Below are 24,883 nucleotides of genomic sequence, written 5' to 3' on the forward strand. Positions count from 1 at the left end.
GAACCACAGTGAGATCGCTCAAACTCACCGCGCTCGCGGTGATCGCCACGCTCGGCCTTGCCACCACCGGCTGTTCCTCCTCTTCCGACACCGGCTCCGACGGACCGGTCACCCTCACCTACGCCATGTGGCAGCAGGACCAGGTGCCGGCGTTCGAGAAGATGTTCGCCGAGTTCACCCGGCAGAACCCGAACATCAAGGTCAAGATCCAGCTCACCGGCTTCGCGCAGTACTTCGCCAAGCGGCAGAACGAGGCGAGCACCGGGTCGTTGCCGGACGTGTTCTGGCTGAACCCGTACCACTTCCCGCTCTATGCGTCCGAGGGCGTCATCGCGCCGATCGACGAGCGGGTGAAGGAGTCCGGCTTCGACGTGAACGCGGTTCCCGAGGGCATGCGCAGCATGTACAGCTGGGACGGCAAGCTCTACTCGCTGCCGAACAACCGCACCGTGGTCGTCGTCTACTACAACAAGGAACTGTTCGCCAAGGCCAAGCTGCCCGAGCCGCAGCCCTCCTGGACCTGGCAGGACTTCCAGACCACGGCCAGGAAGCTGACCGACCCGAAGGCCGGCGTCTGGGGCACCGCGGTCTCCCTGGACCAGGGGCACGTCGGGGTGCAGACGACGATCCCGCAGGCGGGTGGCTACGTGCTCTCCCCCGACCGGAAGCAGACCGGCTTCGCCGACCCGAAGACGCAGGCCGGCGTCCGGTACCTCACCGACATGATCGCCAACGGCTCCGCCCCGAAGCTCTCGGTGACCGCGCAGACCGACATGAACAGCCTGTTCTTCTCCGGCAAGGTCGGCATGCTCTACCAGGGGTCCTGGTTCGCCAACTCCTACGCCCAGTCGGCGCTGGCCAAGCGCGGCAAGATCGGTGTGGTGACGGTGCCGAACGGCCCCGCGGGCAACGCCACTCCCGGCTCCTCGCTCGGCAACGTGATGCCGGCGAAGGCCAAGCACCCCGCGCAGTCCTACCAGCTGATCGAGTTCCTCGGTTCCAAGGCCGCCGCGGAGATCTACGCCAAGGAGGGGGTCGGTCTCACCGCCTACCGCGACACCGACCACTACTACGTCGGCAAGTTCACCGACGTGTTCGACCTCAAGCCGGTCACCGATGCGGTCTCGATCGCCACCCCGCTGCCCGCCTCGCTCAACAGCTCGGTCTGGCTCAAGCAGCTCGTCGACGACCTCACTCCCGCGTTCGAGCAGAAGCAGCCGGTACCGGACGCCTGCGCCAAGCTCGCCACGGACATGCAGGGGGCGTTGGACAAGGAAAAGCAGAAGAAGTAAGGGGCGGGTCATGACGCAGCAGTTGACGCAGTCGCGTCCGCTGCCGGCGCGGGGGGTCCGCTCGGGCCCTCCGCACCGCCGGCGACGCGCCAGCCCTGCCCGCCGTCGGGAGGCGGCGGCCGGATACCTGTTCATCCTTCCCCTCTTCCTCGGCGTCTCGCTGTTCGCCTTCTATCCGCTGGTCCGCAACTTCTACCTCTCGTTGACCGAGACCGGAGTGTTCGGCGGCGAGCGCTTCGTCGGCGCCGACCAGTACCACCGGCTCGTCTCCGACGGCGAGTTCTGGCGCGCCCTGCTCAACACCTTCGCCTACGCGGGCATCGCCATTCTCGGTATCCCGATCTCCCTCGTGATCGCCGGCCTGCTCAACCGGTGCGGGCTGCGGTTCCGGTCGGCGTACCGGGTCGTGTTCTTCCTGCCGGTGGTCACCATGCCGGTCGCGATCGGGATGATCTGGCAACTGCTCTACAACGGTGAGCACGGCGTCGTGAACCAACTGCTCGGGCTCGTCGGGCTCGACCCGGTCCAGTGGCTGAGCGACTCGCGCACCACCATCCTGGCGATCGGCCTCGTCGGCGTCTGGGCCGGGATCGGACACCACGTGGTGCTGCTGCTGGCCGCCCTGCAGAACGTGCCCGGTGACCTGTTGGAGGCCGCCAAGCTCGACGGGGCCGGCCCGGCCCGGCGGTTCCTGCGGGTGAGCGTGCCGATGATCAGCCCGGCGGTCTTCCTCGTGTCGGTGCTGACCGTCATCGGCGCCATGCAGACCTTCGACCTGGTGCTGATCATGATGGGCCCGTCGAATCCGGCGATCCAGTCCGCCCAGACCATCGTCTACTACTTCTACGACCAGGCGCTGATCTACCACGACCGGGGCTACGCGGCGGCGATCGTCACCGTGCTGCTGGTCGTCAACCTGATCCTGACCGGAGCGCAGTTCGCGCTGCAGAGGCGGTGGGTGCATGACGACGCGTGAACCAACCTTGCCCCGGCGCTCGGGTGTCCGGCGGGACTCGGCCATGGGCTGGACGCACGGCATGCTGATCGTCGGCGCGGTGGTGATGCTCTTCCCGTTCCTCTGGCAGCTCCTCACCTCGTTCAAGACGATCGACGAGTCGCTGCTGGTGCCACCGGCGCTGCTGCCAGGAAACTGGAACCTGGACAACTACCGCAAGGCGACCGACGCGCTGCCGTTCGGCGCGTTGTTCCTCAACTCGGTGGTCTCGGTGCTGGTCCGCACGGTCGTGCAGGTGGCGCTCTGCTCGCTGGCCGGGTACGCCTTCGCCCGCCTGCGCTTCCCGTTCCGCAACACCCTGTTCCTCCTGCTGCTGTCGATCATGATGGTGCCGCGGGAGCTGTACCTGCTGCCGCAGAGCGAGATCATGCAGTCGCTCGGCTGGCTCAACAGCCTGCCCGGTCTCATCGCCCCCGGCCTGTTCAGCGCGTTCGGCACGTTCCTGATGCGGCAGTTCTTCCTCAGCCTGCCCCGGTCGCTGGAGGAGGCCGCGGCCCTCGACGGGGCCGGGTACTTCCGCACCTTCCGATCGGTGATGCTGCCGCTGGCCCGGCCCGGCATGATCGCGCTGGCGATCTTCGTGGCGTTGTTCTCCTGGAACGAGGTGCTCTGGCCGCTCTTCGTCAACTCCGACACCGACAAGCTCAACCTCGCGGCCGGCCTCTCCACGCTGGTCGGCCAGGGCCTGGCGGACTATCCCATGCTGATGGCCGGCTCGCTGCTGGCCGAGATCCCCATGATCATTCTGTTCCTGCTGCTGCAGCGCAGGTTCATCGAGGGCATCGCGTTCACCGGCGCCAAGTGACGCCGACAGCGACGAGAAAGGCCGGCCCCATGGCGCACAACGTACTGATCTTCATGACCGACCAGCAGCGCGGCGCCACCGTGCTGCCCGGACACCGACTCAAGGCCCACACCCCGCGCCTCGACGAGTTCCGGGCCCGAGCGGTGACGTTCGAACGTTCCTACACCCCGTCGCCGCACTGCTGCCCCTCGCGGGCCAGCCTGTTCACCGGGCTCTACCCCTCCCAGCACGGCGTGTGGAACAACGTCAACCTGACCAACGCGCTCAGCCGCGGCCCCCGCCCGGGCACCCGATTCTGGTTCTCCGACTTCCAGCAGGCCGGCTACGACCTGGTCTTCAGCGGCAAGTGGCACGTGAGCAACGCGCAGATGCCGGCCGACCTCGGCTGGCGGGAGCTGTTCATGCCGCAGCGCTCGCAGCCGCAGCCCGACTCCTGGGACGCGCAACGCGAGCTGGCCCGGCAGATGGAGATCCGCAAGGCGTGGCGACCGGGATCGAGCCCCGACGGGGGACGCAGCGAGGGCGAGATCGTCCGGCCGGGGTTCCCCCGCTACGTGCACTACGGCGTCGACGAGAACCCGTTCCAGGACGGCACCGTGGTGCAGCACGCCGTGGACTGGCTGCGGGCCGAGGCACCCGGCGCGGTCGCACCGTGGCTGCTCTACGTGGGCACCCTCGGCCCGCACGACTGGTACACCCCGCCGCAGCGGTTCTTGGACCTGTACGACCTCGACGACATCGAACTGCCGCCGAACTTCGCCGACCCGATGACCGACAAGCCGGCCCTGTACCGCCGCACCCGGGACCGCTTCGACCAGCTCACCGAACGGGAGCACCGCGAGGCGATCCGCCACTACCTGGCGTTCTGCAGCTACGAGGACCACCTGTTCGGCCTGCTGCTCGACGCCGTCGCCGACGCCGGCGCCGACGAGGACACGGTCATCCTCTACCTCTCCGACCACGGTGACTACGCCGGTGACCACGGGCTGTGGACCAAAGGACTGCCGGCGTTCGAGTCGGCGTACCACATCCCGACCGTCATCGGCTGGCCCGGCCTGCCGGCGCCGATGCGGGGCCGGACGAACGACGCCAAGGTGTCGCTGGTCGACATCGGCCCCACGCTGGTCGACATCTGCGACGCCGGTCCGCCCGCCCCGATGTCCGGGCACTCACTGCGACCGTGGCTGGACGGCAGCCGCGCCGACGACGTCCGCGAGGCGCTGTTCTTCCAGTCCAACGGCAACGAGGCGTACGGAATCCAGCGCATCGTGATGACCGACGACTGGAAGCTGGTCTGCAACCTGTTCGACGACGACGAGCTCTACGACCTGCGGGCCGACCCGGACGAGATGACCAACCTGCTCGCCGGCGCCCGCGCCGAGCGCCGACTGGGGGTCGGACCGCTGGACCTGGTGCCGGCGCACCTGCGACCCGTCGTCGAGGACATGTACCGGCGGCTGTGGGACAACGCGCTGGCGTACGGCGACGAGATCTTCAACAACTACATCATGACCGCCCTGCCCACCTACGGGCCGACCATCCTCGACGCCGGCCCACCGGACCGGATCCGACCGGTGCCCGCCGGCGTCGCCTCGAACGACCGCTCGTGACCGACGACCAGGAAGCGCAGGACAAGAACATGACCGTGGCCGCCATTCCCCCGATGGGCTGGAACAGCTGGGACACCTACGGCGCCAGCGTGACCGAGGCGGAGATCCTCGCCAACGCCGAGGTGCTGGCCGGGGAGCTGCTCCCCTTCGGCTGGGACACCCTGGTCGTCGACATCCAGTGGTACGAGCCGGACGCGCACAGCTCCGCCTACCGGCCGTTCGTACCGCTGACCGTGGACGGGCACTCGCGGCTGGTGCCGGCGGCGAACCGGTTCCCGTCGGCGGCCGACGGCCGGGGCTTCGCGCCGCTGGCCGAACGGATCCACGCGATGGGCCTGAAGTTCGGCATCCACATCATGCGCGGCGTGCCCCGCCAGGCCGTGCACGCGGCCACCCCGATCCTGGGCAGCGACGTGACGGCCCGGGACATCGCGCAGACCAACTCCATCTGCCCGTGGAACACCGACATGTACGGCGTGGACGCCACCCGCCCCGGGGCCCAGGAGTACTACGACTCCCTGTTCGCGCTCTACGCCTCGTGGGGGGTGGACTTCGTCAAGGCCGACGACATGCTGCTGCCGTACCACCGGGGCGAGATCAACCTGATGCGCAACGCGCTGGACGCCTGCGGCCGGGAGATGGTGCTGAGCCTCTCCTGCGGCCCGACCCCGGTGGCGGAGGCCGGTCACCTGAGTTCCCGGGCGCACATGTGGCGTACCACGGCCGACTTCTGGGACCGGTGGAGCGACCTGCGTGCGGCGTTCGACATCTGCGCCGCCTGGGCCCCGTACGCCGGCCCGGGACACTGGCCGGACGCCGACATGCTGCCGCTGGGCCGGATCGCCCTGCGCTCCGGCGAAACCGGGGTGCGCGACCGGTACACCCGGTTCACCAGGCCGGAGCAGACGACCCTGATGACCCTGTGGTGCGTGGCCCGCTCGCCGTTGATGCTCGGCACCGACCTGACCCGGCTCGACGACGAGACCCGGGCCCTGCTGACCAACCCCGAGGTGCTGGCCGTCCTGCGCGACGGCGACGGGGCCCGGGAGGTGTACCGCGAGCACGACGTCATCGTCTGGACCTCCCGGCTCGACGAGTCGAGCACCGCGCTGGCGGTGTTCAACGTCGGCAAGGACGACCGGGACGTACAGCTGGACCTGCGGGCGGTGGGCATCGACGGTGAGGTGACGCTGCGCGACCTGTGGAGTCGGTCGGATCAGGGCAAGGCCTCCGGCACCACCGGCATGCACGTCGAGGCGCACGGCGCCCGGCTCTTTCGCGTCCAGCACCTCGGCTGACCGGTACACCGGCCGGGTCCCCGACCCCGCGTCGCCTCGCGACCCGGCCGGCCGCTCGGCGGTGTGGTCCCCCGCCGAGCGGCCGGCGGGCCCGGCTCAGCAGGCCACGCGGAAGCCGGTGTGGCCGGCCGAGGTGTCGGGCGTGTTACGGGTCCGCGCCGAGGTGCGGTAGCGGTTGCAGTACGACGCGTGGCAGAGGTAGGACCCGCCTCGGACCACGCGGGCCGCGTCGCGCCCTGACCCGCCACCGGCCGGGTCGCCCGACCACCAGTCCGCCGTCCACTCCCAGACGTTGCCGCAGGCGTTGAAGAGCCCGTACCCGTTGGGCTGGTAGGACCGGGCCGGCGCGGTGGCACGGTGGCCGTCCTCGGCGGTGTTACGGAACGGGAACTCCCCCTGCCAGACGTTCATCCGGTGCTCGCCGCCGGGCAGCAGCTGGTCGCCCCACGGGTAGGTGGCCTGGTCCAGGCCGCCCCGCGCGGCTTTCTCCCACTCCGCCTCGGTCGGTAGCCGGGTGCCGGTCCAGCGCGCGTAGGCGGAGGCGTCGTACCAGGACACGTGCACCACCGGGTGGTCGGCGAGTTCGTCGACGGACGACCCGGGACCGAAGGGGTGCCGCCAGTTCGCGCCGCGCACGGCGAACCACCAGGGCGCCGCCGCGACGGTGCCCGGCAGCACGCCGGCCCAGGCCTCGGGGCCGACGAGGCCGGCGAAGACGAAGGACCACCCGTAGCGCTCTGCGTCCGTGACGTATCCGGTGGCGTCGACGAACTCGGCGTACGCGGCGTTCGTGACCGTCGTGACGCCGATCCGGTACTCGTCGACGTGGACCTGGCGGACCGGGCCCTCGGCGTCACCGGGGACGGTGCCGGGGCCGTCCGCGCCCATCCAGAACGAACCGGCCGGAACAGTGACCATCTCGGCCAGGGCGGCGGCTGGTTCGGGACGGGCAGGATCGGACGTGAATCCGGGAACGGGGTGCGGCGGGCCGACCGCCGCAGGGGATCCTCCCGCTGTGCCGGGCTGGCAGCAGGCGGAGGACGCAACCTCTGGCGACTTCATGTTTGAGAACGGTAACAATGAGCGGCCTTGATCAATAGTCGGACGAGCATGTGCGCGTGAACATACTGGTAGAAGGCCGCTCGTGACCCAACCGTAACTAGAAGGACGCTTGACTTGCCGGTTTTCAGTCGACCAGACTCACGCTCAATGTGAGCGGTCACAATGGCCCGCTGACAGCACACCGCACCGCGGTGGGCACACCACCGCACGGCACGGCGACGATCCCGCCCACCCGGGTGTCGCCTGCCTCGGCACCGCCCAGCGCCCGGCCCCCCGGCCGGCGATCCACTCCGAACCCCACCCGGCGCGCACCGAACCCGACCCGACCCGACCCGGTGCCGCGCCTGCCGGTGGGCCCGCCGGCCCACCCCCTGGAAAGGACACACCCATGAGACGACGCCTCGTCCTCACCGCGGCGATCTCCGCACTCACAATCGCCCTGACCGGCTGCACCGGCGGTGGCACCGACTCCGGCGGCGGGAAGGGCGGGCAGTTGGAGTTCCTCACCGGCACCGCGGTGGACTCGCCGCTCTACGGGCAGTACCAGGACCTGGTCAAGAAGTTCGAGGCCGACCACTCCGGCGTCAAGGTCAACCTGGTGCCGTCGAGCACCGACCACGAGGGCGACCTCAAGGTGCGGCTGGCCTCGGGCAACATCCCCGACATCTGGATGACCCACGGGTGGTCGCTGCTGCGCTACGGCAAGTTCCTGATGCCGCTGCAGAACGAGCCCTGGGCCAAGGACCTCGCGCCCGCGCTCAAGCCGGCGATGCTCGGCCAGGGCGGCGAGCTGTACGCCATGCCGGTCGACACCGACATCGCGGGCCTGCTCTACAACGCCGACGTGCTGGCCGAGGCCGGCGTCAAGCCCGACGACATCAAGACCTGGGACGACTTCAACCGGGCCGCCGCCGCGATCAAGGCCAAGGGCGAGACCCCGATCTACGCGGCCGGCAAGGACCAGTGGCCGACCGGCCTGTTCGTCGACTGGATCGCGCCGGGCGTCTTCAGCGAGGCCGAGCTGAAGAGCATGAAGGAAGGCACGTTCGCCGAGGGCAGCTACACCAAGGTGCTCGACACCGTCGGCGCGTTCCGCGAGGCCGGCCTGTTCAACAAGGACTACAGCTCGGCGACCACGGACAACGTCGCCCGCGCCCTCGCCGAGGGTAAGACCGGGTTCAGCTTCCTGATGAACTTCGTCGCCACCTCGGCGTTCGAGTACAAGAAGGACGCCAGGATCGGCTTCATGCCGGTGCCCACCGCCAACGGCGGCAAGCCCTACCTGATCAGCGGCGAGAAGAACGCGCTGGGCATCAACAAGGACACCAAGCACCCGAAGGAGGCCAAGGAGCTGCTCGCGTTCCTGGCCCAGCCGGAGAACCTGACCAAGCTGGCCAAGGCCTCCGGGTCCGCGCCGGGCCTGACCAGCGCCCAGTCCGACCTGGGCGGCCTGCAGAGCAGCTACGACACGTACGTCAAGTCGGGCGCGGTGCCGACCGTCCCCTACTTCGACCGGGTCTACATGCCCAACGGCGCCTGGGACACCATGGTCAAGACCACCGACGGCGTGGTGACCAAGCAGTCGACCGTCGCCGACAGCGTGGCCAAGGTCAAGACCGACTTCACCAAGCTGTACGCGCAGGCGAAGTGACCGACATGGTCGACAGCGGCATCGACACGGCGGTGCGTCGCAGCGCGGACGCGACGTACCGCCCGACGGCCGGCCCCCGACATCGGCCTCGGCAGGGGCTGGTGAACGTCCTCTACCTGCCGGCGCTGGCGCTGCTGGCCATGTTCACGGCGTACCCGCTGGTCAACGGGGTCGGGCTGTCGTTCACCGACTGGGACGGCTACAGTCCCGGCCACCACCTGGTGGGCCTGGAGAACTACCAGCGGCTGCTCAACGACGGCACCTTCCGCACCGTCTTCGTCAACACCCTGGTGTACGCCCTCGGCAGCACCGTCCTGCAGCAGGTGCTCGGCCTGGGCCTGGCGCTCGCGCTGGACCGGCCGATGCGGGGACGGGCCCTGCTGCGCGCGATCATCTACCTGCCGGTGCTGGTTTCCCCGGTCATCATGGGCACCATTTACTACCTGCTGCTGCAGTACGACAACGGCGCCCTCAACGACGTCGTGGTCGCGCTCGGGGGTGAGCAGCAGGCGTGGCTGAGCACCACCACCGGCTCGGTGGCCATCATCGTGGCCGTCAACACGATCCAGTTCGTCGGCCTGTCGATGATCATCTACCTGGCCGGGCTGCAGTCGATCCCGACGATGTACTACGAGGCGGCCCGGCTCGACGGCGCGTCGGGCTGGTCGCTGTTCCGCCGGATCACCGTGCCCCTGCTGCAGCCGGCCTTCGCCACCAGCATCGTGCTCAACCTGATCGGCGGCATGAAGCTCTTCGACGTGATCAAGGTGCTCACCGGCGGCGGCCCCGGTTACTCGACCAACTCGGTGTCCACCTTCATCGGCCTGACCTACTTCAACGCGCAGAGCGCCGGGTACGCGGCCGCGATGGGCGTCGCTCTCTTCGCCGTCATCATGATCATGACCTTGGTGCTCAACGCGGCACTCAACAAGCGCCGGCTGGAGGCGTGAGCAATGCTGATCGGACACCGTCTGTTCCGGCTGGCCTCGGTGGGTTTCCTGCTCACCTTCGCGGTCATCCAGCTCGTCCCGTTCTACGTCGCGCTCACCACGGCGCTCAAGCCCAAGAGTGACCTGAGCTCCCAGTGGATGCCGCCGACCGGGCGTCTCTACCTGGACAACTTCCGCATCGCCATCGAACAGGGCGGCATCCTGCGGGCGATCGTCAACAGCCTCGTCGTCACCTCGGTCGCCACCGTCCTGGTCTGCCTGCTCGGAGCGCTCGCCGCTTATCCGCTGGCCCGGCGCGGCACCTGGGTGAACCGGGTGGTGATGCTGCTGATGCTGGGCTCGATCATGGTGCCGCCGCTGAGCGTGCTCGTGCCGCTGTACTCGCTGATGAACCAACTCGGTGGGGTCAACACCTACTGGGGCATCATCCTGATCCTGGTGACGGGCCAGTTGCCGCTGAGCGTGTTCCTCTACGCCGCGTTCATCCGGACGGTGCCGACCGCCCTTGAGGAGGCCGCCCGGGTCGACGGCGCGGGCACCTTCCGGGTGTTCTTCCGGATCGTGTTGCCGCTGCTCAAGCCGGTCACCGCGACCGTGGCGATCCTGACCGGCGTGTTCATCTGGAACGACTACCAGATGTCGGTCTACATGCTGACCACCCAGGACGTCCGCACCATCGCCCCCGCGATCGGGTCCTTCTTCTCCCAGCAGAGCAGCAACCTCGGCGCCGCCGCCGCGGCGTCGCTGACCGCGATGGCGCCGATCCTGCTGGCGTACCTGTTCCTGCAGCGGCACTTCATCAAGGGCATGCTCGCCGGCGCCGAGAAGTAGCCGGCGAGTCCTGAAACCTCCCACCGTCCCGCGGAGTGTCCCCACCCGCACCACCCTCGCCACGCCTGCCCGGGGCGCGACCGCGGCACCACACACCCCCCACCCCCACCACACCGAAGGAGCAAGGCTATGGCAGGAAAGACCCGACGCCTCGGGGCACTCGCCCTGGGCGTAACCGTCGCCGCAGGCCTGGCCGTCGCCGGCGTCACCAGCGCGTATGCCGGGCAGCAACCAGCCCTTCCCCCGACCGCCGCAGCCGTCGCCGCGGTGACCGTCGCGAAGACCCCTGGGCTGCCCGCGGGCGACAAGTCGTCGATCTACGCGGTGTCGGTGGAGGGGAAGAACCCGTCGGTCTACCGCACCGCACCGAAGGCACGGACCTGCTCGAGCACCAACTGCGACGGCGGCGACTACGCCCGCGCGGACAACCGGTCGTTCAACTGGTCCTCGTTCTGGTTCCCGGTCGGCACCACCCCGACCGTCACGGTGACCCGGACGGCCGCCGCCGGAGCCGTGACCGACATCAAGGTCCGCGGCACCGGCGACTACACCATCGTCAGCAAGGACCTCGCCGCCCGGCAGATCAAGATCCGGGTCAACCGGCCGAAGGCCAAGCTGTCGGTGGAGTTCATCGACAACCGCTACGACAGCCTCCGACAGTTGCCGCTGGACGGGATGCTGCTGTTCGCCGACGACTCGCGCGCCGCCGTGGCGGACCCGTCACGCACGGCCCCCGACACCTACGTGGTCAACCCCGGCGCCACCTTCGACCGCTCCCGGGCCGCCCGCTCCACCACGGTGATCTTCACCCGCGGCGTGCACGACCTCGGCTACTGGCCGGTGCCGGACTCCGTGCAGCGCGTGCACCTGGCCGGCGGCGCGTACGTCAAGGGCGCGATCGACTCCGCCACGGTGAGCAAGTCGACCCAGCAGGGCTTCACCGTCACCGGCCGGGGCGTGCTCTCCGGTGAGGACTTCAACTGGCGGGCCGACAAGCGCACCAACGGCACCACCTCGTGCAGCTACGACTGCTGGGAGTACACCGTCAAGATGGTGCAGCTCGGCACCGACAAGTTCCGCTTCCACGACGTCACCGTGGTCAACGCCCCGCACTGGGTGGTCACCGGCCACCGCGACAACGAGATCACCGCCAAGCAGGGCGACGACGAGTCCCGGTTCACCGGCACCATCTCCGACGTCAAGGTGCTCGGCAACTGGGGCTGGAACGGCGACGGCATCCCCGCCCTGACCGGCACCACCATCAGCGACTCGTTCGTCTCCGCCTTCGACGACGCCTTCAAGCTCTACAGCTCCAACGCCACCATCAAGAACAACACCCTGTGGCAGATGGACAACGGTGCCGTGTTCCAGCTCGGCTGGTTCGCCAAGACCATCTCCAACATCACCGCCACCAACAACACCCTGCTGCACACCGAGTGGACCGGCACCAACTCGAACTGGGGCCTGCTGAACTATCAGGAGGCCGGCGGCTCCGGCGCCATCTCGAACGTCAGCGTCACCGGCACCCGGATCATGGGACCCACCACCCGGGTCGTGGCCCTCTCCAACACCTCCGCCAGCCAGGCGTTCCGCGACATCACGCTGGCCGATACCAGGGTGGACAGGCTCTACAGCCTTGCGGAGATCAACTCGCTGCGTGGCAACGGCAGCAAGGACCTGCCCCGCAACCTGGTCAAGCAGGCGAAGGCACCGCTGGAGCTGACGATCACGAACCTCACCATCGGTGGCACCAGGATCACCTCCGCCAACGCCAGGACCGACGGTGGCTTCGACATCACGGGCAGCCCTACGTTGGCCTTCAACTGACCCGTCTTCGTGTTTCCTGAAATTCTATGACAAAAACTGAACGATCCTGCTGAACACCCCGTACTCCTCATCGACAGAGGACATCGTCCGGAACCGCGATGCCGGAGCGGGCACGAGCACGATTCCTGAGTCCTCACTTCGCACCGCACCGGGTCGCCGCGACATCCCGTCACGTCGGCCCGGTGCGGTCGACCAAAGGAGAGGTGCATGACCAGGGGTACGCGCAACAACGCCGTCCTGAAGCTCGGCGGTGTGGGAGCCGTCGCCGCGTTGCTGATCGGCGCGGGACTGCAACTGGCGTCCGCCGACGAGAACGCCAACGCGACGCCGGTGTCGGTGGTCTGCCCGTCGGTCGCCGACAAGCTCGGCGCGGTGCCGGCCGCGGCGCAGGACGGGGTGAACCGCGAGCTGCAGAATCTGCAGAAGCAGATCGCGAACGTCAACGAGCGGCTGGCCCGCGAGCCCAAGGCGGCACAGAACCAGCTCAACGACATCGCCGGCAAGCGCCGCGCGGTGCTGGACCGGATCAGCCAGGACATCACCCGCGTCGGCGGCGCCGCGCCGGCCGGGCTGCAGGGCCTGGCGAACTGCACGCTCGAAGGTGCGGCCGGCGGCGCCGGGGACGGCGGGGTGGCCGCCCCGCCGGCCAACGCGCAGACGGTCGACTGCCCGACCGTACGCGACAAGCTCCCCGAGGTGCCGGCCGAGGCGGTCGCCGGGGTGGAGAAGGAGTTGGCGAACCTGGACGAGGAGATCGCCCGGCAGAACGAGCGCCTGGCGAAGCTCGCCGTCAAACCCGAGGGCGGCCCGAACTTCATCCAGAACGCCATCCTGGGCCCGCTGCGCAACAAGCGGGTGGCCGTCCTGAACCGCATCGCCACGAACATCGGCCGGGTCAACGGCAACCGTCCGGACGACCTGGTCGACCTCGCCACCTGCACGCTCAACTCCCCCGGCACGCCGAGCGCCGTCAACGGCAACGCCGGCCAGGGCGAGGCGGCCGGGTCGGAGAACGGCGGGGCCGCGCAGGCCCGTACGGTGAACTGCCCCCGCGTCGAGTTGCCGGCGGTGCCGGCCGCGGCCGCCGGGCAGGTCCAGTCCGAGCTGGCCACCCTCGACAAGCAGATCGACGAGGCCAACTCTCGGCTTGCCCGGATCGCCGTCAAGCCGGAAGGCGGGCCGAACTTCATCGCCAACGCCATCCTCAACCCGCTGAAGAGCAAGCGCGGGGCGGCGCTCGACCGGATCGAGATCGCCTTCAACCGCGTCGGCGCGCAGCGCCCCGAACTCGACAGCCTCGCGGTCTGCACCCTCAACTGACCGCACACCGGGGAAGGTCGCGGCCCGGCGGAGTGTCCTCTGCCGGGCCGCGGCGCGTCCGCGCCGCCCGACGACCACCCGGTCGGGCGCAGCTCACGGCGGTGCGACGACAGACACAGGATCGGGCTGCGGACGTCACGGAGCGGGGCGAGGGATGCGAACCGGCACGTGGGACATGGTGGTTCTCGGCGGCGGTGTCGCCGGGCTCGCCGCCGCGCGGACGGCCCGTCGACTCGACGCGCAGGTGTTGCTCGTCGACGACGGCACGAGCGGGTACGCCGCGTCCGCGGCGGCCACCGCCCTCATCGCGGCCGCGCACGCCGCGCACACGCTGGCGACCGCCGGCCGTTTCGGGCTGCGCTGCGGCGCGCCTCGGGTGGACGACGTCGCGGTGCTCGCCGCCGTGCGGGCCGCGGCTCGCACGGAGTCGGGTCAACTGCGCGACGGCACGATCGCCGGCGGTCCGTACGTGCTGGACGGCCGGGCCGAGTTCACCGGCCCGGACTCACTGCGGGTCACCGGCACCGACGCGGTCCGCGAGGTGCGCTTCCGTCGCGCGGTGATCGCCACCGGATGTGCTCCCGCCGTGCCCCTGATCCCGGGCCTCGCCGACGCGCAACCGCTGACCGCCGACGACCTGTCGCGGCTCAACCGGCTACCGGAACGGATCGCGGTGCTCGGCGGCGGCTCGACGGGCTGCGAACTAGGTCAGGCCCTGGCCCGGCTGGGCGTGCGAGTGACCCTGATCGAGGTGGCCGACCGCCTGTTGCCGAACGAGGAACCGGCCGCGGGCGCCGTGATCAGCGAGCGGCTCCGCGCCGAAGGCGTCGCGGTGCGTACGGGCCAGCTGGTCGACCGCGTCGGCGTGGGGACGGTGCATCTGGCCGACGGGGCGATCGTGCCGGCCGACCGGATCCTGCTCGCCGTCGGGCGCCGGCCGCGCACCGATCGGCTCGGGCTGACCGCCACCGGCGTGCGGCGCGACGTGCGGGGGCACGTCGTGGTGGACCAGCGGCTGCGCAGCGCGAACCATCGGGTCTTCGCCGCCGGCCCGGTCACCGGTTCCGCGCCGCTGGCCCGGGCCGCCGAACTGCAGGGCGTCCAGGCGGCCGAGAACGCGCTACTCGGACCGGTCGGGCGGGTCGACCGGATCCCGGTGCCCCGGGTGACGCGTACCGATCCCGAGGTGGCGCAGGTCGGCGTCACGCTGGAGCAGGCACAGCGGCTCCACGGCGACCGGGCGCGGGCCCGCTGGTGGGTCGACGACGACCTCGACCGGGACGAGCTCGGCGAGCGGGTCGGCGGCTTCTGCCACCTGGTCGTCGGGCCGGGTGGTCAGCTGCTCGGGGCCACGGTGGTGTCGCCCCGGGTCGGGCAGTGGATCGGCGAGCTGGCCGCCGCGGTGCGTCAGGGCATCAGCGTGTCGGAGCTCGCCCGGGCGTTACCCGGGCACCCCACGTACGCGGATGGCTGGCGCCGGGTGAACGGCGACGTCGGCGACGACCTCGGTGCCCCGTTACCCGCCCGCCTCGTGGGCGCCTGGCGCGGACTGCGCCGGATCACCCGACCGTCCGCCCGCCACAGTGGATGACCGCCCCCCCCCCCCCCCCCGACCGGGAATCCCGAACAGGGGCCGCCTCGGATCCGTCCGGACAGCCGAGGCCCGGCGCGTTCGGGCACGAGGATCATCGAGGGAACCGAGCGCGCCCGCAGCTACCCGAGCCGCGGCGGACAGATCAAGGAGCGACTGTGCCCGTGCTCATGCACCGCTTCTCGGGTCCACGCGGCCTGCACGAGTTCCGCCGTGCGGTCCGGCAGAGCCTGGTCAGCCAAGCGGTCGAGGCCCGTGATCCGGCCGGCTTCCGTGCCCGGCTGAGCATCGCCGACGTCGGTCCGACTCGTCTGGTGTCCGTCAGCGCCGGTGCGCTGCACGCGCGGCGGCAGACCGGACAACGGTCGTCCGGGGGCGTATTCCTGCTGCTGAGCACGAAGGCCGACGGTCGGATTCGGCACCGCTTCGGCGTCGAGCCGGTGGTGCCGGGCCGGCTCGTGGTCGTACCGGGCGGAGAGCCCTTCGAGGTCGACTATCCCGCCGTCGCCAAGCTGTTGTTCGTCGTGCTTCCGCCGGTTCTGGTCGAGGCCCGGTACGCGGCACTGGACGCAGCGATCCGCTCGGCACCCCTCGACCCGGCCGGGCGCGCCCTGGGCAGACAGCTGCCCCACCTGATGACGGCGGCGGGCGCCACCGAGGACCCCGCCCGCCGGCGAGACCTTGCCTCGGTGTTCGCCGTGGTGCTGGATCTGCTGCTCGACGGCACGCTCGGTGACACACGGGGCGGCCCTCACCTCGCTCTGCGTCTCGCCGCGGAGCGACTCGTCGAGGACCACCTCACCGAACCTGACCTCTCCGTCGCCTGGCTGGCCAGCCAGCTCGCCGTGTCGGTGCGCCAGCTGCACCGCGCCTTCGCCGACAACGGCCACGGCCACGGCCCGGCCGGCTACATCCGGCTACGGCGGCTGCAGGCGTGCGCTCGGGACCTGATCGGGTCGCCGATGAGCGCATCCGAGTTGGCATACCGCTACCAGTTCGCCTCCGCCTCCCACTTCGGCGCCGCCTTCCGGGCCCACTTCGGCTCGAGCCCGGGCCGCTGGCGAGCGGAGGCGGCGGCAGATGGGCACGGCTTCGACAGTGTTGCGGCGCGTCTGTGATATCGGTGCCGCGCCGGCGCCTCGTAGCGTGGTCCGGGCCGGATGCGAGTCGCGGCGGACTGCGTCAATCATCACCGGACGGACAACAGGTGGAAGTCAGCGAACACGGCCCACTGGACGCACCACCGCTGCTCCTGTTGCACGGCCTGCTCATCGACCGCACGATGTGGCAACCCGTCGTGGAGACACTCGGCCACTCGTTCCGCCTGCTGATCCCCGATCTGCCCGGGCACGGCACGGCCCGGAACCGGCGATGGACTTCGATGAGCCGAGTGGTGCACGACCTGACCGACCTGATCGACAGCAGGGTCCCCGACGCCCGGGTCGGTGTGGTGGGGCTGTCGCTCGGCGGGTATCTGGCCTTGGAACTGGCCCGCGCGGCGCCGGATCGGATCGCGGGTGCGGTCGCCAGCGGAGTCAACGCCGTCCCGTTGCCGTTCTGGTCTCCACCGCGGCTGCTCGGTCCGGTGCTGGCGCCGTTCATCGTCACCCGGCCGATGCTGAGCGCCAACGCCCGGGTGCTACGGATACCGGCCGACCTTCACCCGTGGTACCGGTCGGCGGCCCGGCGGACCCATCCCCGGGCGTTCGCCCGCATCAACCGGGAACTGACCGGATATCGACCTCCGGTGGACAACGCATTCGTCCGACCGGTCCTGGTGCTGTGCGGCAGCGACGAACCGCCCAGCATCCGGCGCTCCGCGCCACTGCTCGCCGCGGCCTTCGCACGCGGAGAGCACCGGACGGTACCCGGCGTCGGACACGGCTGGATCATCGAGCGACCGGCGTTGTTCACCGAGACGGTGTCGAACTTCATCACCCCCCTGTTCCCCTGAATGCCCGGCTGGAGAGTCACGGTGACGGATCGCCCGCCATTGACCCACGTCCGTTCCGGTTCGGAGTTGCGCCGCTGGTACTGGACGCTCGCCGAGCTGACGGAACTGGCCCGGACAATGGGCGTGCCGCGCGGGGGCGGCAAGCTGGCACTGATCGAGCGGTTGGCCGCCGCGTTGGACGGCACGGCAACGCCGGAGCATGCTCGGCGGGCAGGGTCGGCGCGACAACTGGGTCCGCCGGTGACGGTCGACACCGTCATTCCCGCCGGGCAGCGGTGCAGCCAGGTGCTGCGGGCATTCTTCCGCGATCAGGTCGGCAAGGGGTTCGTCTTCGACGAGTTCATGCGGGCGTTCATCCGTGACGGTGCGGGACGGACCCTGGGTGATGCCGTCTCGCACTGGTACGACACCCGGGCCGAAGCCGCCCGCGAACGGCCGGTGGCAGCACAGTTCGAGTTCAACGCGTTCCTGCGGCAGTGGCGGAGGGCGCACCCTCAGGCGGACCGGGCGGCTGCGCTGGCCGCGTGGCAGGAGCACCGGTCGCGGCCGGTGGAGGACCGTCCCGGACCGTCCCGGACCGACACGCCGCCGACCGACGAGGGGCGAACGACGGTGCGGTGAGCGCCCCCGGCGGCCGGTGCGGGCGATCCGCTACCTCGCGGAGTCCTCGGTGTCCGTCCGGTGGGTCGCCGCGTGCGCTCCAGGGGTGCCTGCGGAACCCGCCGCAGGCTCCGAGGGCAGCCGCTTCGGCATGGTGGTCCGCCGCACCCGCCGGCCGGTGGTCGTCCGCCTCGCATGCGCCCCGGAGCCGGCTCGTTCCGACTGCCAGACGCGCAGCGCCCGCTTGATCCGCTGACCCTCCGCCCAGGCGATCTCCAGTTCCCGCCCTCGCTCACCGAGCTCGTACGCGAGCCGGTGCAGCAGCGCGTCGACCTCGTCGCGACGGTAGCCGCGCTGGTACCAGGGCGCCAGCGGCAGCCGTACCCGGGTGACGTCCTCGGGGGTGAGTCTCCCGGCGAGCGGGCTTCCGCTGCGGTACGTCCCCATGTCAGCCTCCGCCCCCGCCACGACCCATACGGTCAGGAGTACGGCGGATGCCCGGTGACCGGTTCACTACTCGTGCGGGGCCCGGGCAGTCGTGGCGCACCCGCGTCGCCTGGCCGGGCCGCCGCACCGGGTGCCCGCGGAGACGGCCACCCGGGTGCGACGCGGACCGGGACGCGGACCGGAGCCGGGCGACCATCAGGTGGCCTCCGCTCCCGGCACGTACACCGCACCGGTGCGAATGTTCGGCACGGCCGCGCGGATGTGCCCGCGGGCCAGTTCCTCGGCCCGGTCGGCGTCGCCCGCCGCCAGCGCCTCGATGATCGCCAGGTGCTCGGGATGTGTCTCGTGCGGGTCGCGGTAGAGCCCGGGGGCGAGGCTCGTCGTGAGTATGTGGTGCACCTCGGCGGTACGGCTGAGCAGCGGCTCGCCGGCCAGCTCCAGCAGCGCCCGGTGGAACACCACATCCGCCTGGTAGTACGCCTCGGCCGAACCGGTGGTGGTGAGCTGCTCGTAGGCGTCCTGGAACAGCACCCGCAGCCGGGCCAGCTCGGCCCGGCCGGCCCGACCCGCGGCGAGCCGGCACGCGAGCCCTTCGAGCACCGCGCGGATCTCGAACACGGCGGTCATCCGATCGGCGTCGAAGCCCACCGCGTGCCAGCCCCGCGGGCCGGCGGTGACCAGGCCCTCGCCCTCCAGCCGGGAGAGAGCGCGGCGGACCGGTGTGCGACTGACCCCGAGGGCTACGGCGACCTCGCTCTGGTTGACCGGCTGGCCCGTCGGGATCTCACCGCTGAGCAGCATCGCGCGCACCCGCTGGTAGGTGCTCTCCTCCAGCGGAAGATAGGTCGTCTCAGTGCTCACGGCAGCCTCTCACCCGCGGGTTCCGGCACGCCTGTCACCCGCTCGGACCGGATCCGGACCGCCTGCCCCGATGCGGCCGACTGGTAACAGGCCTCCACCACCCGCATCGTACGGACATAGTCCGCGGCGGGCGTCTCCGCCTCGGCGCGACCTCGCAGGGCATCGACGAAGTTCTGCTGGGCGGCGGTCGCGCAGCCGCCCTTCCAGCCGTCCGGGATCCGGTAGTCGTGCCGGACCGTCCGCCCGTCGCGGCGCAGCACGGTCATCGTGCCGTCGTCGGCCACCTCCAGGGTGGCGTCCGTGCCCTCCACCGACATCGTCCCGTACGCCAGGCTGCGGACCGTCCGAGCCACCGCCGAGCGGTCGGCGTCGTACACCACGATGCCGCCGCCGGAGGTGTGCAGCACCGCGATGACGAGGTCCTCACCGGTGACGGCCGGGTTGACGGTCGCGGTCGTGCACCGGACCTCGTCGATCTCACCGAAGAGGTATCGGGTCGTGTCGACGTAGTGCACGCCCGTCTCGAACAGCACCAGGCGGGGCATGGTGGCGAAGTAGGGCTGGTCCGGATAGGGCCGCTCCCCCCAGCCGTCGCCGGGCCGCATCCGCATGGTGGTGTGGAACGGTCGGCCGAGCACGCCGTCGTCGATCAGCCGCTTCGCCTCCCGGTACCACGGCTGCCAGCGCCAGTTCTCGTTGACCACGAGCGGCACGCCGCGCCGGTGCGCCAGGTCTGCCAGCTCGGCGGCGTCCGCCACGGTCGGCGCGAGCGGCTTCTGGCAGAGCACCGGTAGTCCGCGGTCGACCGCGAGCCGGATCAGTTCGGCGTGGGTGGCCGGAGGCGTGCAGATGTCCAGGAAGTCGGGCCGGACCTCCGCGATCGCCGCCTTGAGATCGACCCCCGACCAGCTCACGCCGGCCTCCCGGGCCACCGCGGCCACCCGCCTCGGATCACGGTGCCCGACCAGGCCGTGGATCTCGGCACCGGACACCGCTCGCCAGGCGGCGAGCTGGATCGGCGCGAAGTAGCCGGCACCGACCATCAGGCCCCGCAACGGCCGTTCCATCCCCGTTCCTCCCCTACCCACTTACCGCCTCCGCCCCGCCGCCGCGACGATCGCCGCACCGACCTCGACGGTGCTCGCGGTCCCACCCAGGTCCGGCGTGCGGACCCGTCCTTCGGCGAGCACGTCGCCGACGGCGTCCTCGATCAACCTGGCCACCTCGGCCGCGGCCGGATCCGCGTGCCGGTCCGCCAGCCAGTCGAGCATCATGGCCGCCGACAGCACGGTGGCGATCGGATTGGCCACGCCGTTGCCGGCGATGGTGGGCGCGGAGCCGTGCGCGGGCTGGAACAGCGCGTGCCGGTCACCGACGTCGCCGGAGGCGGCCAGGCCCAGCCCACCGACCGTGGCTGCCGCCAGGTCGGAGATGATGTCGCCGAACATGTTCTCGGCGACCACCACGTCGAACATGTCGGGCTGCTGCACCTGGTACGCGGTCATCGCGTCGACGTAGACGTGCTCGGCGCCGATGTCGGGGTGGCCCTCGGCCACCCGGTCGAAGACCCGCCGGAAGAACGCGTACGAGGCGAGCACGTTCGCCTTGTCCACACAGGTGACCGTCCGGCGGCCGTCGCGGGGTCGGCCGGCGCGCTTGCCTGCCAGGCGGAACGCCTGTTCGGTCACCTTCCGGGTACCGGTCGCGGTGATCACGATGGTGTCCGTGGCGACCTCCTCCCGTACGTTGCATCCGCCGGTCCGGGAGGCGTACAGGCCTTCCACGTTCTCCCGCACCACCACGTAGTCGACGGGCGGCGCGGCCGACAGCGGGCTGGTCAGTCCCGGCCAGGACCGGACCGGCCTGATTCCGGCGTACAGGTCCAGGTCGAAGCGGAGCCGGAAGATGACGTCGCCGTTGACCTCCCGACCGTCCGGGTGACGCGCCTCGGGCAGACCGATCGCGCCCATCAGGATGGCGTCGGCCCGCACGCAGGCGTCGTACGTCTCGTCGGTCAGCACGGTGCCCTCGCGCAGCCAGCGGGTGGCGCCCGCGTCGTGTGTGTCGAGATGGAGCGAGATCCCGCCGTGCGCGGCGGTGAGCCGTTGCAGCACCTCGGTGGCGACGGCGGTGATCTCGGGACCGATGCCGTCTCCGGGCAGCACGGCGATGCGGTAGTCGGTCATGCGGAAACCTCCGGTCGGGGGGTGGCGGGGGCGGACGGGTCGAGGGAGAAGACGCTGGCGGCGGTGCCGGCGTAGACGAGGCGTCGTTCCCCGGGGGTCAGACCGACGGCGTCGAACTTCGCCAGTTCCACCGGGATGTTGTCGATGTGGTCGCTGCCGAACATGACCCGGTGGGCGCCGAGCCGGCGCACCATCTGCCGGACGCTGAAGGCCGGGCACCAGGACGGCTCGAGGTGGACGTTCGACTGCGTCACCGCCACCTCGATCGCCTCGGCACAGAACGCGCCGAATCCGGCGTGGCAGAGCACCACCGGCCGCTCGGCGTACCGGCGGGCCGGGTCGACCACCCGGTGCGGCAGGGTGTGCGGCCCGCCCAGGCCGGTGTGCACCATCACCGGTACGTCGTAGTCGGCGGCGATTCGGAACGCCTTGTCGCAGACCGGGTCGTCGGGCGCCACCGCGAACCCCGCGGTGTGGATCTTCACCGCGACGAACCCCGGCCGGTCGAGCAGGGTTGCGGCCCGTCGCCGGTACTCCGCGTCGGGCAGGCGCGGGTCGAGGTTGACGATGCCGTACAGCCGTCCGGGATGGCGAGCGACCGCCTCCCCGATCTCGGCGTGCACCTCGTCGGCGGTCTCCCGGTCGGTCGACGGCTGCGGCATGACGAGCGTGGTGTCGATGCCGTGGTGGTCCATCGCCGCGATCAGCTCGGGCGCGCCCGCCGAGTATCCGGTGGCGGCTGAACGACCGAAGTGGCCGTGCACGTCGACCAACGGCGACCGGCGGCTGGCCGGCCGGGTCGTGTGTACGTCGTATCCATTCAACGGCTCACGCATGTGTCGCCTCCTGCCAATCGGCTCCACCGAGCCTCGCCACCACCGCCAGCAGATCGTCGGGACCGCCGACGTTGCCGGGAAAGACCACGTAGGTGAGGCCGGGAAACCGGCTGTTCATGCCGGCCCGCCACACCGGCACACCCGGCACCACCTGCCCGAGCACCTCGGCCCGGCTGATGCCCAGCCCGTCCGCGGCGACGTCGCTGGACGTGATGCCGCCCTTGGCCACCACGAAGGCGGGCCGCGCCGGGATCCGGCCGACGATCCGTACCAACCCGGTCGAGATCCGTACGCTGCGGGCGAGGGCCCGCGCCGCGGTCGCCGCGGTCAACACCCGCCGGCTGGTGTGCACCACCGCGGTCCGGCCCTCCGCCATCGCCTCCTCGGCCAGCGCGGCCGCCCGCTCGACCTCGGCGGCCGCCTGCCGGTCGGACCCGGCGAGCAGCGCCGCGTCGACCTGCACGCCCGCCACCGCGGGGTCGGCGAGCAGTCGGCCGAGCTGGGCGGTGGTGGTGGGCACGTGGGAGCCCACCACCACCAGACCTCCCCCACCGGTGCGCCGCCGCAGACCCAGCTCACCGACGGTGAGCAGGTGCCGTGGCGGCAGCCCGGCCCGGACCCGGACGAAGGACGCCGCCGTGCGGTAGAGCAGTCGCGCCCCGGCCGCCTCGGCTGCCAGGACCCCGGCGACCAGCACGTCGAGGTCGGCCTGCTCGGCCGCGTCACAGGCGCACACAGCGCCGTCGCGCAGCCGGGACAACCGGCGGAAGACGGCCGCCGGCCCACCCGTGCGCAACTCCCGCAGCGTCAGCAGCTGCACGGCCTCCCGCGGGATCCGGCCGCCGCTGCGCTCAGCCACCCAGTCGGACAGGTCGGACGAGTCGAACCCGAACGTGGCGTCCCGGGCGTACGGCGTCCGGCCCACCGGCGTCCAGCCGTCGGCATCGGCCACCCAGTGCCGGCCGTCGACGGTCACCCGCCCGCCCTCGATGAAGGCGGGCACCAGCAGGACGCCGTCGAACCCGCCTCCGAGACCGTCCGCCAAGGCCATGGTCTCGTCCGGGAAGTGTCCGCGCAGGGTCGAGTCACCCCGGCTGACCACGACGACCCGACTCCGCACCGTTTCGGCCGCGGCACGGATCTGCCGGCCGGTCCTGGTGTTGATCTCCGCGGCGCGGGCCGGATCGAGCGACCGCGAGTTGGTCAGCAGGAACAACGCCGGCGGTCTGGAGGAGAGTTCCCCGGCGATGGCGGCGGCGTCCCATCGGGTGAGCACCGGCACCCCGTGCACCGTCTGCGTGCCGGTCGGGTCGTCGTCGAGGACGACGACCGTGCGCCGTTCGGCGGCGATGCGCTGTGCCAGTGGCGGTACGAGGGGCTCCGCCCACGGGGCGGGCAGCCCGGCCAGGTCCGGCGCGGTCGACAGGTGACTCATGAGCCGGTCAGCTCCACCTGGACGCCGCCGGAGCAGCGCGGATCGAGGAAGACCGAGCGCCGGCCGCGGATCCCCTGGTGCGGCGCCGGCTGGTCGGGCGGGACGCCGACGCCGTCGCCGTGCCAGGCCACGTCGACCGAGTCCACCGCGAAGCAGAGGTGGTGCAGGCCGGCACCGTGCCGGTCCAGCCACTCGTGCAGCGGGTGCGGCCGGACCAGCGGCTGCACCAGTTGCAGGTGGACGTTGCCGAGGTCGAGATGGGTGAGCAGGACCGTGTCGTCGTTGACCACCTCGGCGTGCGTGACGGCGAAGCCCAACCGGTCCCGCCACAGCGCCAGCGCCTGCTCCGTGTCGGGCACCACCAGCCCGACGTGGTCGAGCCCGCGAACCTGCTCGCGCATGCTCATCCCTTCACCGCTCCCGCGGTCAGGCCGGACAGGTAGTAGTCCATGAGGAAGGAAAAGATGATCACCACGGGCAGCGCGCCGAGCAGCGCACCGCCCATCAGTTGGCCCCAGGCGAACACGTCGCCGACCTGCAGTGCGTTGACCAGGCCCACCGCGACGGGCTGCTTGTCGGTCGAGCGCACGAAGGTCAACGCGTACAGGTATTCCTGCCAGCAGAGGGTGAAGGCGAAGAAGAACACCGAGACCACGCCCGGCAGCACCAACGGCAGGTCGATCACCATCATCGCCCGCAGCCGGCTGGCGCCGTCGATCCGGGCGGCCTCCGCCAGTTCGACCGGCAGACTCTGGAAGTAGCTGGAGAGCATCCAGGCGATGAAGGGCACCAGGAAGGTCAGGTACACCAGGATCAGCGCGCCGAGGGTGTTGCCCAGGTGCAGCCGGTTGACCACGACGTTCATCGGGATGAACAGCAACGCCGGCGGGAGGAGGTAGGTGGAGAAGACGATCACGCCCACCACGGCGCCGCCGCGGTACCGCAACCGACCCAGGCTGTACGCCGCCGGCACCCCGATGACCAGGGCGATCGCCGAGGCCGACAGCGCCACGATCAGGCTGTTCAGCGTCCAGGTGAGGAACTTCGTCTCGGTGAGCAGCTCCCGGAAGTGTTCCAGGGTGAGCCCACTGACCGAGAACGGCCGGTCGGCGACCCGGTAGAGGTCCGATCCGGTGCGCAGCGAGGTCAGCGCCATCCAGACGAACGGGAACAGCGTGAAGACGGTGAACAACGTCATCGTGACGGTGATCAGCAGTCGGCGGCCCAGTTTCAGGCGGCGCAGAACCCGTCCGGTACGCGGCGGAGGCGCGGGCAGGGGTGGCCGGGCGGCCCGGCCGGACACGGTGGTCAT

General features: G+C 70.8%; 23 protein-coding genes. 14 read left to right on the forward strand and 9 right to left on the reverse strand.

Going from position 1 to position 24,883, the window contains the following annotated elements; all coding sequences use genetic code 11:
• Positions 1–8: 8 nt before the first annotated feature.
• Genes ACN27B_RS29170 through ACN27B_RS29190 form a run of 5 tightly spaced genes read left to right on the forward strand, consistent with a single transcriptional unit; the run spans position 9 to position 6,020 of the window.
• Positions 9–1,292 (forward strand): ABC transporter substrate-binding protein, encoded by a 1,284-nt coding sequence (locus ACN27B_RS29170; protein ID WP_422742433.1) that lies wholly within the window; start codon positions 9–11, stop codon positions 1,290–1,292.
• Positions 1,293–1,302: 10 nt separating this feature from the next.
• A complete protein-coding gene (locus ACN27B_RS29175; RefSeq protein ID WP_422742435.1) occupies positions 1,303–2,268 on the forward strand; it encodes a carbohydrate ABC transporter permease in 966 nt (321 codons plus the stop codon).
• Positions 2,269–2,311: 43 nt separating this feature from the next.
• Positions 2,312–3,112 carry a carbohydrate ABC transporter permease gene (locus tag ACN27B_RS29180; RefSeq protein ID WP_422742437.1) on the forward strand — a complete coding sequence of 267 codons (801 nt, stop codon included), beginning with the start codon at positions 2,312–2,314 and terminating at the stop codon, positions 3,110–3,112.
• A gap of 29 nt (positions 3,113–3,141) precedes the next feature.
• Positions 3,142–4,722, forward strand: a complete 1,581-nt coding sequence (locus ACN27B_RS29185; RefSeq protein WP_422742439.1) for a sulfatase-like hydrolase/transferase — start codon at positions 3,142–3,144, stop codon at positions 4,720–4,722.
• Positions 4,719–6,020 (forward strand): glycoside hydrolase family 27 protein, encoded by a 1,302-nt coding sequence (locus tag ACN27B_RS29190; RefSeq protein WP_422742441.1) that lies wholly within the window; start codon positions 4,719–4,721, stop codon positions 6,018–6,020. The genes ACN27B_RS29185 and ACN27B_RS29190 overlap by 4 nt, the downstream gene beginning before the upstream one ends.
• Before the next feature lie 96 nt (positions 6,021–6,116).
• On the opposite strand, the gene ACN27B_RS29195 is transcribed toward ACN27B_RS29190, so the two are convergent.
• On the reverse strand, positions 6,117–6,938 hold the full coding sequence (locus ACN27B_RS29195) for a formylglycine-generating enzyme family protein (RefSeq protein WP_422742443.1): 822 nt from the start codon (positions 6,936–6,938) through the stop codon (positions 6,117–6,119).
• A gap of 532 nt (positions 6,939–7,470) precedes the next feature.
• Between ACN27B_RS29195 and ACN27B_RS29200 the strand changes: the two genes are divergently transcribed.
• The 9 genes from ACN27B_RS29200 (at position 7,471) to ACN27B_RS29240 (ending at position 17,827) form a co-directional block, all read left to right on the forward strand.
• Positions 7,471–8,733: an ABC transporter substrate-binding protein gene (locus tag ACN27B_RS29200; protein ID WP_422742445.1), complete on the forward strand. Its 1,263-nt coding sequence runs from the start codon at positions 7,471–7,473 to the stop codon at positions 8,731–8,733.
• A 5-nt stretch (positions 8,734–8,738) separates the two neighbouring features.
• On the forward strand, positions 8,739–9,683 hold the full coding sequence (locus ACN27B_RS29205; protein ID WP_253866790.1) for a carbohydrate ABC transporter permease: 945 nt from the start codon (positions 8,739–8,741) through the stop codon (positions 9,681–9,683).
• 3 nt (positions 9,684–9,686) lie between these two features.
• A complete protein-coding gene (locus ACN27B_RS29210; protein ID WP_099160234.1) occupies positions 9,687–10,514 on the forward strand; it encodes a carbohydrate ABC transporter permease in 828 nt (275 codons plus the stop codon).
• Between the two features lie 129 nt (positions 10,515–10,643).
• Positions 10,644–12,341: a hypothetical protein gene (locus tag ACN27B_RS29215; protein ID WP_422742448.1), complete on the forward strand. Its 1,698-nt coding sequence runs from the start codon at positions 10,644–10,646 to the stop codon at positions 12,339–12,341.
• A 207-nt stretch (positions 12,342–12,548) separates the two neighbouring features.
• Complete coding sequence (locus ACN27B_RS29220; protein WP_253866299.1) at positions 12,549–13,661, forward strand: hypothetical protein; 1,113 nt, start codon at positions 12,549–12,551, stop codon at positions 13,659–13,661.
• Positions 13,662–13,815: 154 nt separating this feature from the next.
• The gene (locus ACN27B_RS29225) at positions 13,816–15,252 is read left to right on the forward strand and encodes an FAD-dependent oxidoreductase (RefSeq protein ID WP_422742450.1); all 1,437 of its coding nucleotides are present in this window, start codon (positions 13,816–13,818) and stop codon (positions 15,250–15,252) included.
• Positions 15,253–15,410: 158 nt separating this feature from the next.
• Complete coding sequence (locus tag ACN27B_RS29230) at positions 15,411–16,370, forward strand: helix-turn-helix domain-containing protein (protein WP_422742452.1); 960 nt, start codon at positions 15,411–15,413, stop codon at positions 16,368–16,370.
• Positions 16,367–17,206, forward strand: a complete 840-nt coding sequence (locus ACN27B_RS29235; protein WP_157779022.1) for an alpha/beta hydrolase — start codon at positions 16,367–16,369, stop codon at positions 17,204–17,206. The genes ACN27B_RS29230 and ACN27B_RS29235 overlap by 4 nt, the downstream gene beginning before the upstream one ends.
• A 39-nt stretch (positions 17,207–17,245) precedes the next feature.
• Positions 17,246–17,827, forward strand: a complete 582-nt coding sequence (locus ACN27B_RS29240) for a DUF6434 domain-containing protein (protein WP_422742454.1) — start codon at positions 17,246–17,248, stop codon at positions 17,825–17,827.
• A gap of 30 nt (positions 17,828–17,857) precedes the next feature.
• On the opposite strand, the gene ACN27B_RS29245 is transcribed toward ACN27B_RS29240, so the two are convergent.
• From ACN27B_RS29245 to ACN27B_RS29280, 8 genes are all read right to left on the reverse strand, one after another.
• Positions 17,858–18,253, reverse strand: coding sequence for a DivIVA domain-containing protein (locus tag ACN27B_RS29245; protein ID WP_099164506.1), 396 nt, complete (start codon positions 18,251–18,253; stop codon positions 17,858–17,860).
• Positions 18,254–18,448: 195 nt separating this feature from the next.
• Complete coding sequence (locus ACN27B_RS29250; RefSeq protein WP_099160224.1) at positions 18,449–19,114, reverse strand: GntR family transcriptional regulator; 666 nt, start codon at positions 19,112–19,114, stop codon at positions 18,449–18,451.
• A complete protein-coding gene (locus ACN27B_RS29255) occupies positions 19,111–20,181 on the reverse strand; it encodes a Gfo/Idh/MocA family protein (protein ID WP_099160222.1) in 1,071 nt (356 codons plus the stop codon). Before ACN27B_RS29255 ends, ACN27B_RS29250 begins: the two co-directional genes overlap by 4 nt.
• Before the next feature lie 21 nt (positions 20,182–20,202).
• Entirely contained in the window at positions 20,203–21,300 is a 1,098-nt protein-coding gene (locus ACN27B_RS29260; protein ID WP_422742457.1) for an isocitrate/isopropylmalate dehydrogenase family protein, read from the reverse strand.
• Positions 21,297–22,136 (reverse strand): amidohydrolase family protein, encoded by an 840-nt coding sequence (locus ACN27B_RS29265; protein WP_422742459.1) that lies wholly within the window; start codon positions 22,134–22,136, stop codon positions 21,297–21,299. Before ACN27B_RS29265 ends, ACN27B_RS29260 begins: the two co-directional genes overlap by 4 nt.
• A complete protein-coding gene (locus ACN27B_RS29270; protein ID WP_422742461.1) occupies positions 22,129–23,571 on the reverse strand; it encodes a four-carbon acid sugar kinase family protein in 1,443 nt (480 codons plus the stop codon). Before ACN27B_RS29270 ends, ACN27B_RS29265 begins: the two co-directional genes overlap by 8 nt.
• On the reverse strand, positions 23,568–23,972 hold the full coding sequence (locus ACN27B_RS29275; protein WP_422742463.1) for a VOC family protein: 405 nt from the start codon (positions 23,970–23,972) through the stop codon (positions 23,568–23,570). Before ACN27B_RS29275 ends, ACN27B_RS29270 begins: the two co-directional genes overlap by 4 nt.
• 2 nt (positions 23,973–23,974) lie before the next feature.
• Complete coding sequence (locus tag ACN27B_RS29280; RefSeq protein WP_422742465.1) at positions 23,975–24,883, reverse strand: carbohydrate ABC transporter permease; 909 nt, start codon at positions 24,881–24,883, stop codon at positions 23,975–23,977.

Source organism: Micromonospora sp. WMMD754 (genome assembly GCF_049315235.1).
Taxonomy (GTDB): domain Bacteria; phylum Actinomycetota; class Actinomycetes; order Mycobacteriales; family Micromonosporaceae; genus Micromonospora; species Micromonospora sediminicola.

Coding starts and splice junctions, on each gene's coding strand:
- ACN27B_RS29210 (WP_099160234.1), top strand. CDS start 9,687: ATGCTGATCGGACACCGTCTGTTCCGGCTGGCCTCGGTGGGTTTCCTG.
- ACN27B_RS29270 (WP_422742461.1), bottom strand. CDS start 23,571: ATGAGTCACCTGTCGACCGCGCCGGACCTGGCCGGGCTGCCCGCCCCG.
- ACN27B_RS29225 (WP_422742450.1), top strand. CDS start 13,816: ATGCGAACCGGCACGTGGGACATGGTGGTTCTCGGCGGCGGTGTCGCC.
- ACN27B_RS29205 (WP_253866790.1), top strand. CDS start 8,739: ATGGTCGACAGCGGCATCGACACGGCGGTGCGTCGCAGCGCGGACGCG.
- ACN27B_RS29175 (WP_422742435.1), top strand. CDS start 1,303: ATGACGCAGCAGTTGACGCAGTCGCGTCCGCTGCCGGCGCGGGGGGTC.
- ACN27B_RS29180 (WP_422742437.1), top strand. CDS start 2,312: ATGGGCTGGACGCACGGCATGCTGATCGTCGGCGCGGTGGTGATGCTC.
- ACN27B_RS29195 (WP_422742443.1), bottom strand. CDS start 6,938: ATGGTCACTGTTCCGGCCGGTTCGTTCTGGATGGGCGCGGACGGCCCC.
- ACN27B_RS29245 (WP_099164506.1), bottom strand. CDS start 18,253: ATGGGGACGTACCGCAGCGGAAGCCCGCTCGCCGGGAGACTCACCCCC.
- ACN27B_RS29255 (WP_099160222.1), bottom strand. CDS start 20,181: ATGGAACGGCCGTTGCGGGGCCTGATGGTCGGTGCCGGCTACTTCGCG.
- ACN27B_RS29200 (WP_422742445.1), top strand. CDS start 7,471: ATGAGACGACGCCTCGTCCTCACCGCGGCGATCTCCGCACTCACAATC.
- ACN27B_RS29220 (WP_253866299.1), top strand. CDS start 12,549: ATGACCAGGGGTACGCGCAACAACGCCGTCCTGAAGCTCGGCGGTGTG.
- ACN27B_RS29265 (WP_422742459.1), bottom strand. CDS start 22,136: ATGCGTGAGCCGTTGAATGGATACGACGTACACACGACCCGGCCGGCC.
- ACN27B_RS29215 (WP_422742448.1), top strand. CDS start 10,644: ATGGCAGGAAAGACCCGACGCCTCGGGGCACTCGCCCTGGGCGTAACC.
- ACN27B_RS29275 (WP_422742463.1), bottom strand. CDS start 23,972: ATGCGCGAGCAGGTTCGCGGGCTCGACCACGTCGGGCTGGTGGTGCCC.
- ACN27B_RS29280 (WP_422742465.1), bottom strand. CDS start 24,883: ATGACCACCGTGTCCGGCCGGGCCGCCCGGCCACCCCTGCCCGCGCCT.
- ACN27B_RS29260 (WP_422742457.1), bottom strand. CDS start 21,300: ATGACCGACTACCGCATCGCCGTGCTGCCCGGAGACGGCATCGGTCCC.
- ACN27B_RS29185 (WP_422742439.1), top strand. CDS start 3,142: ATGGCGCACAACGTACTGATCTTCATGACCGACCAGCAGCGCGGCGCC.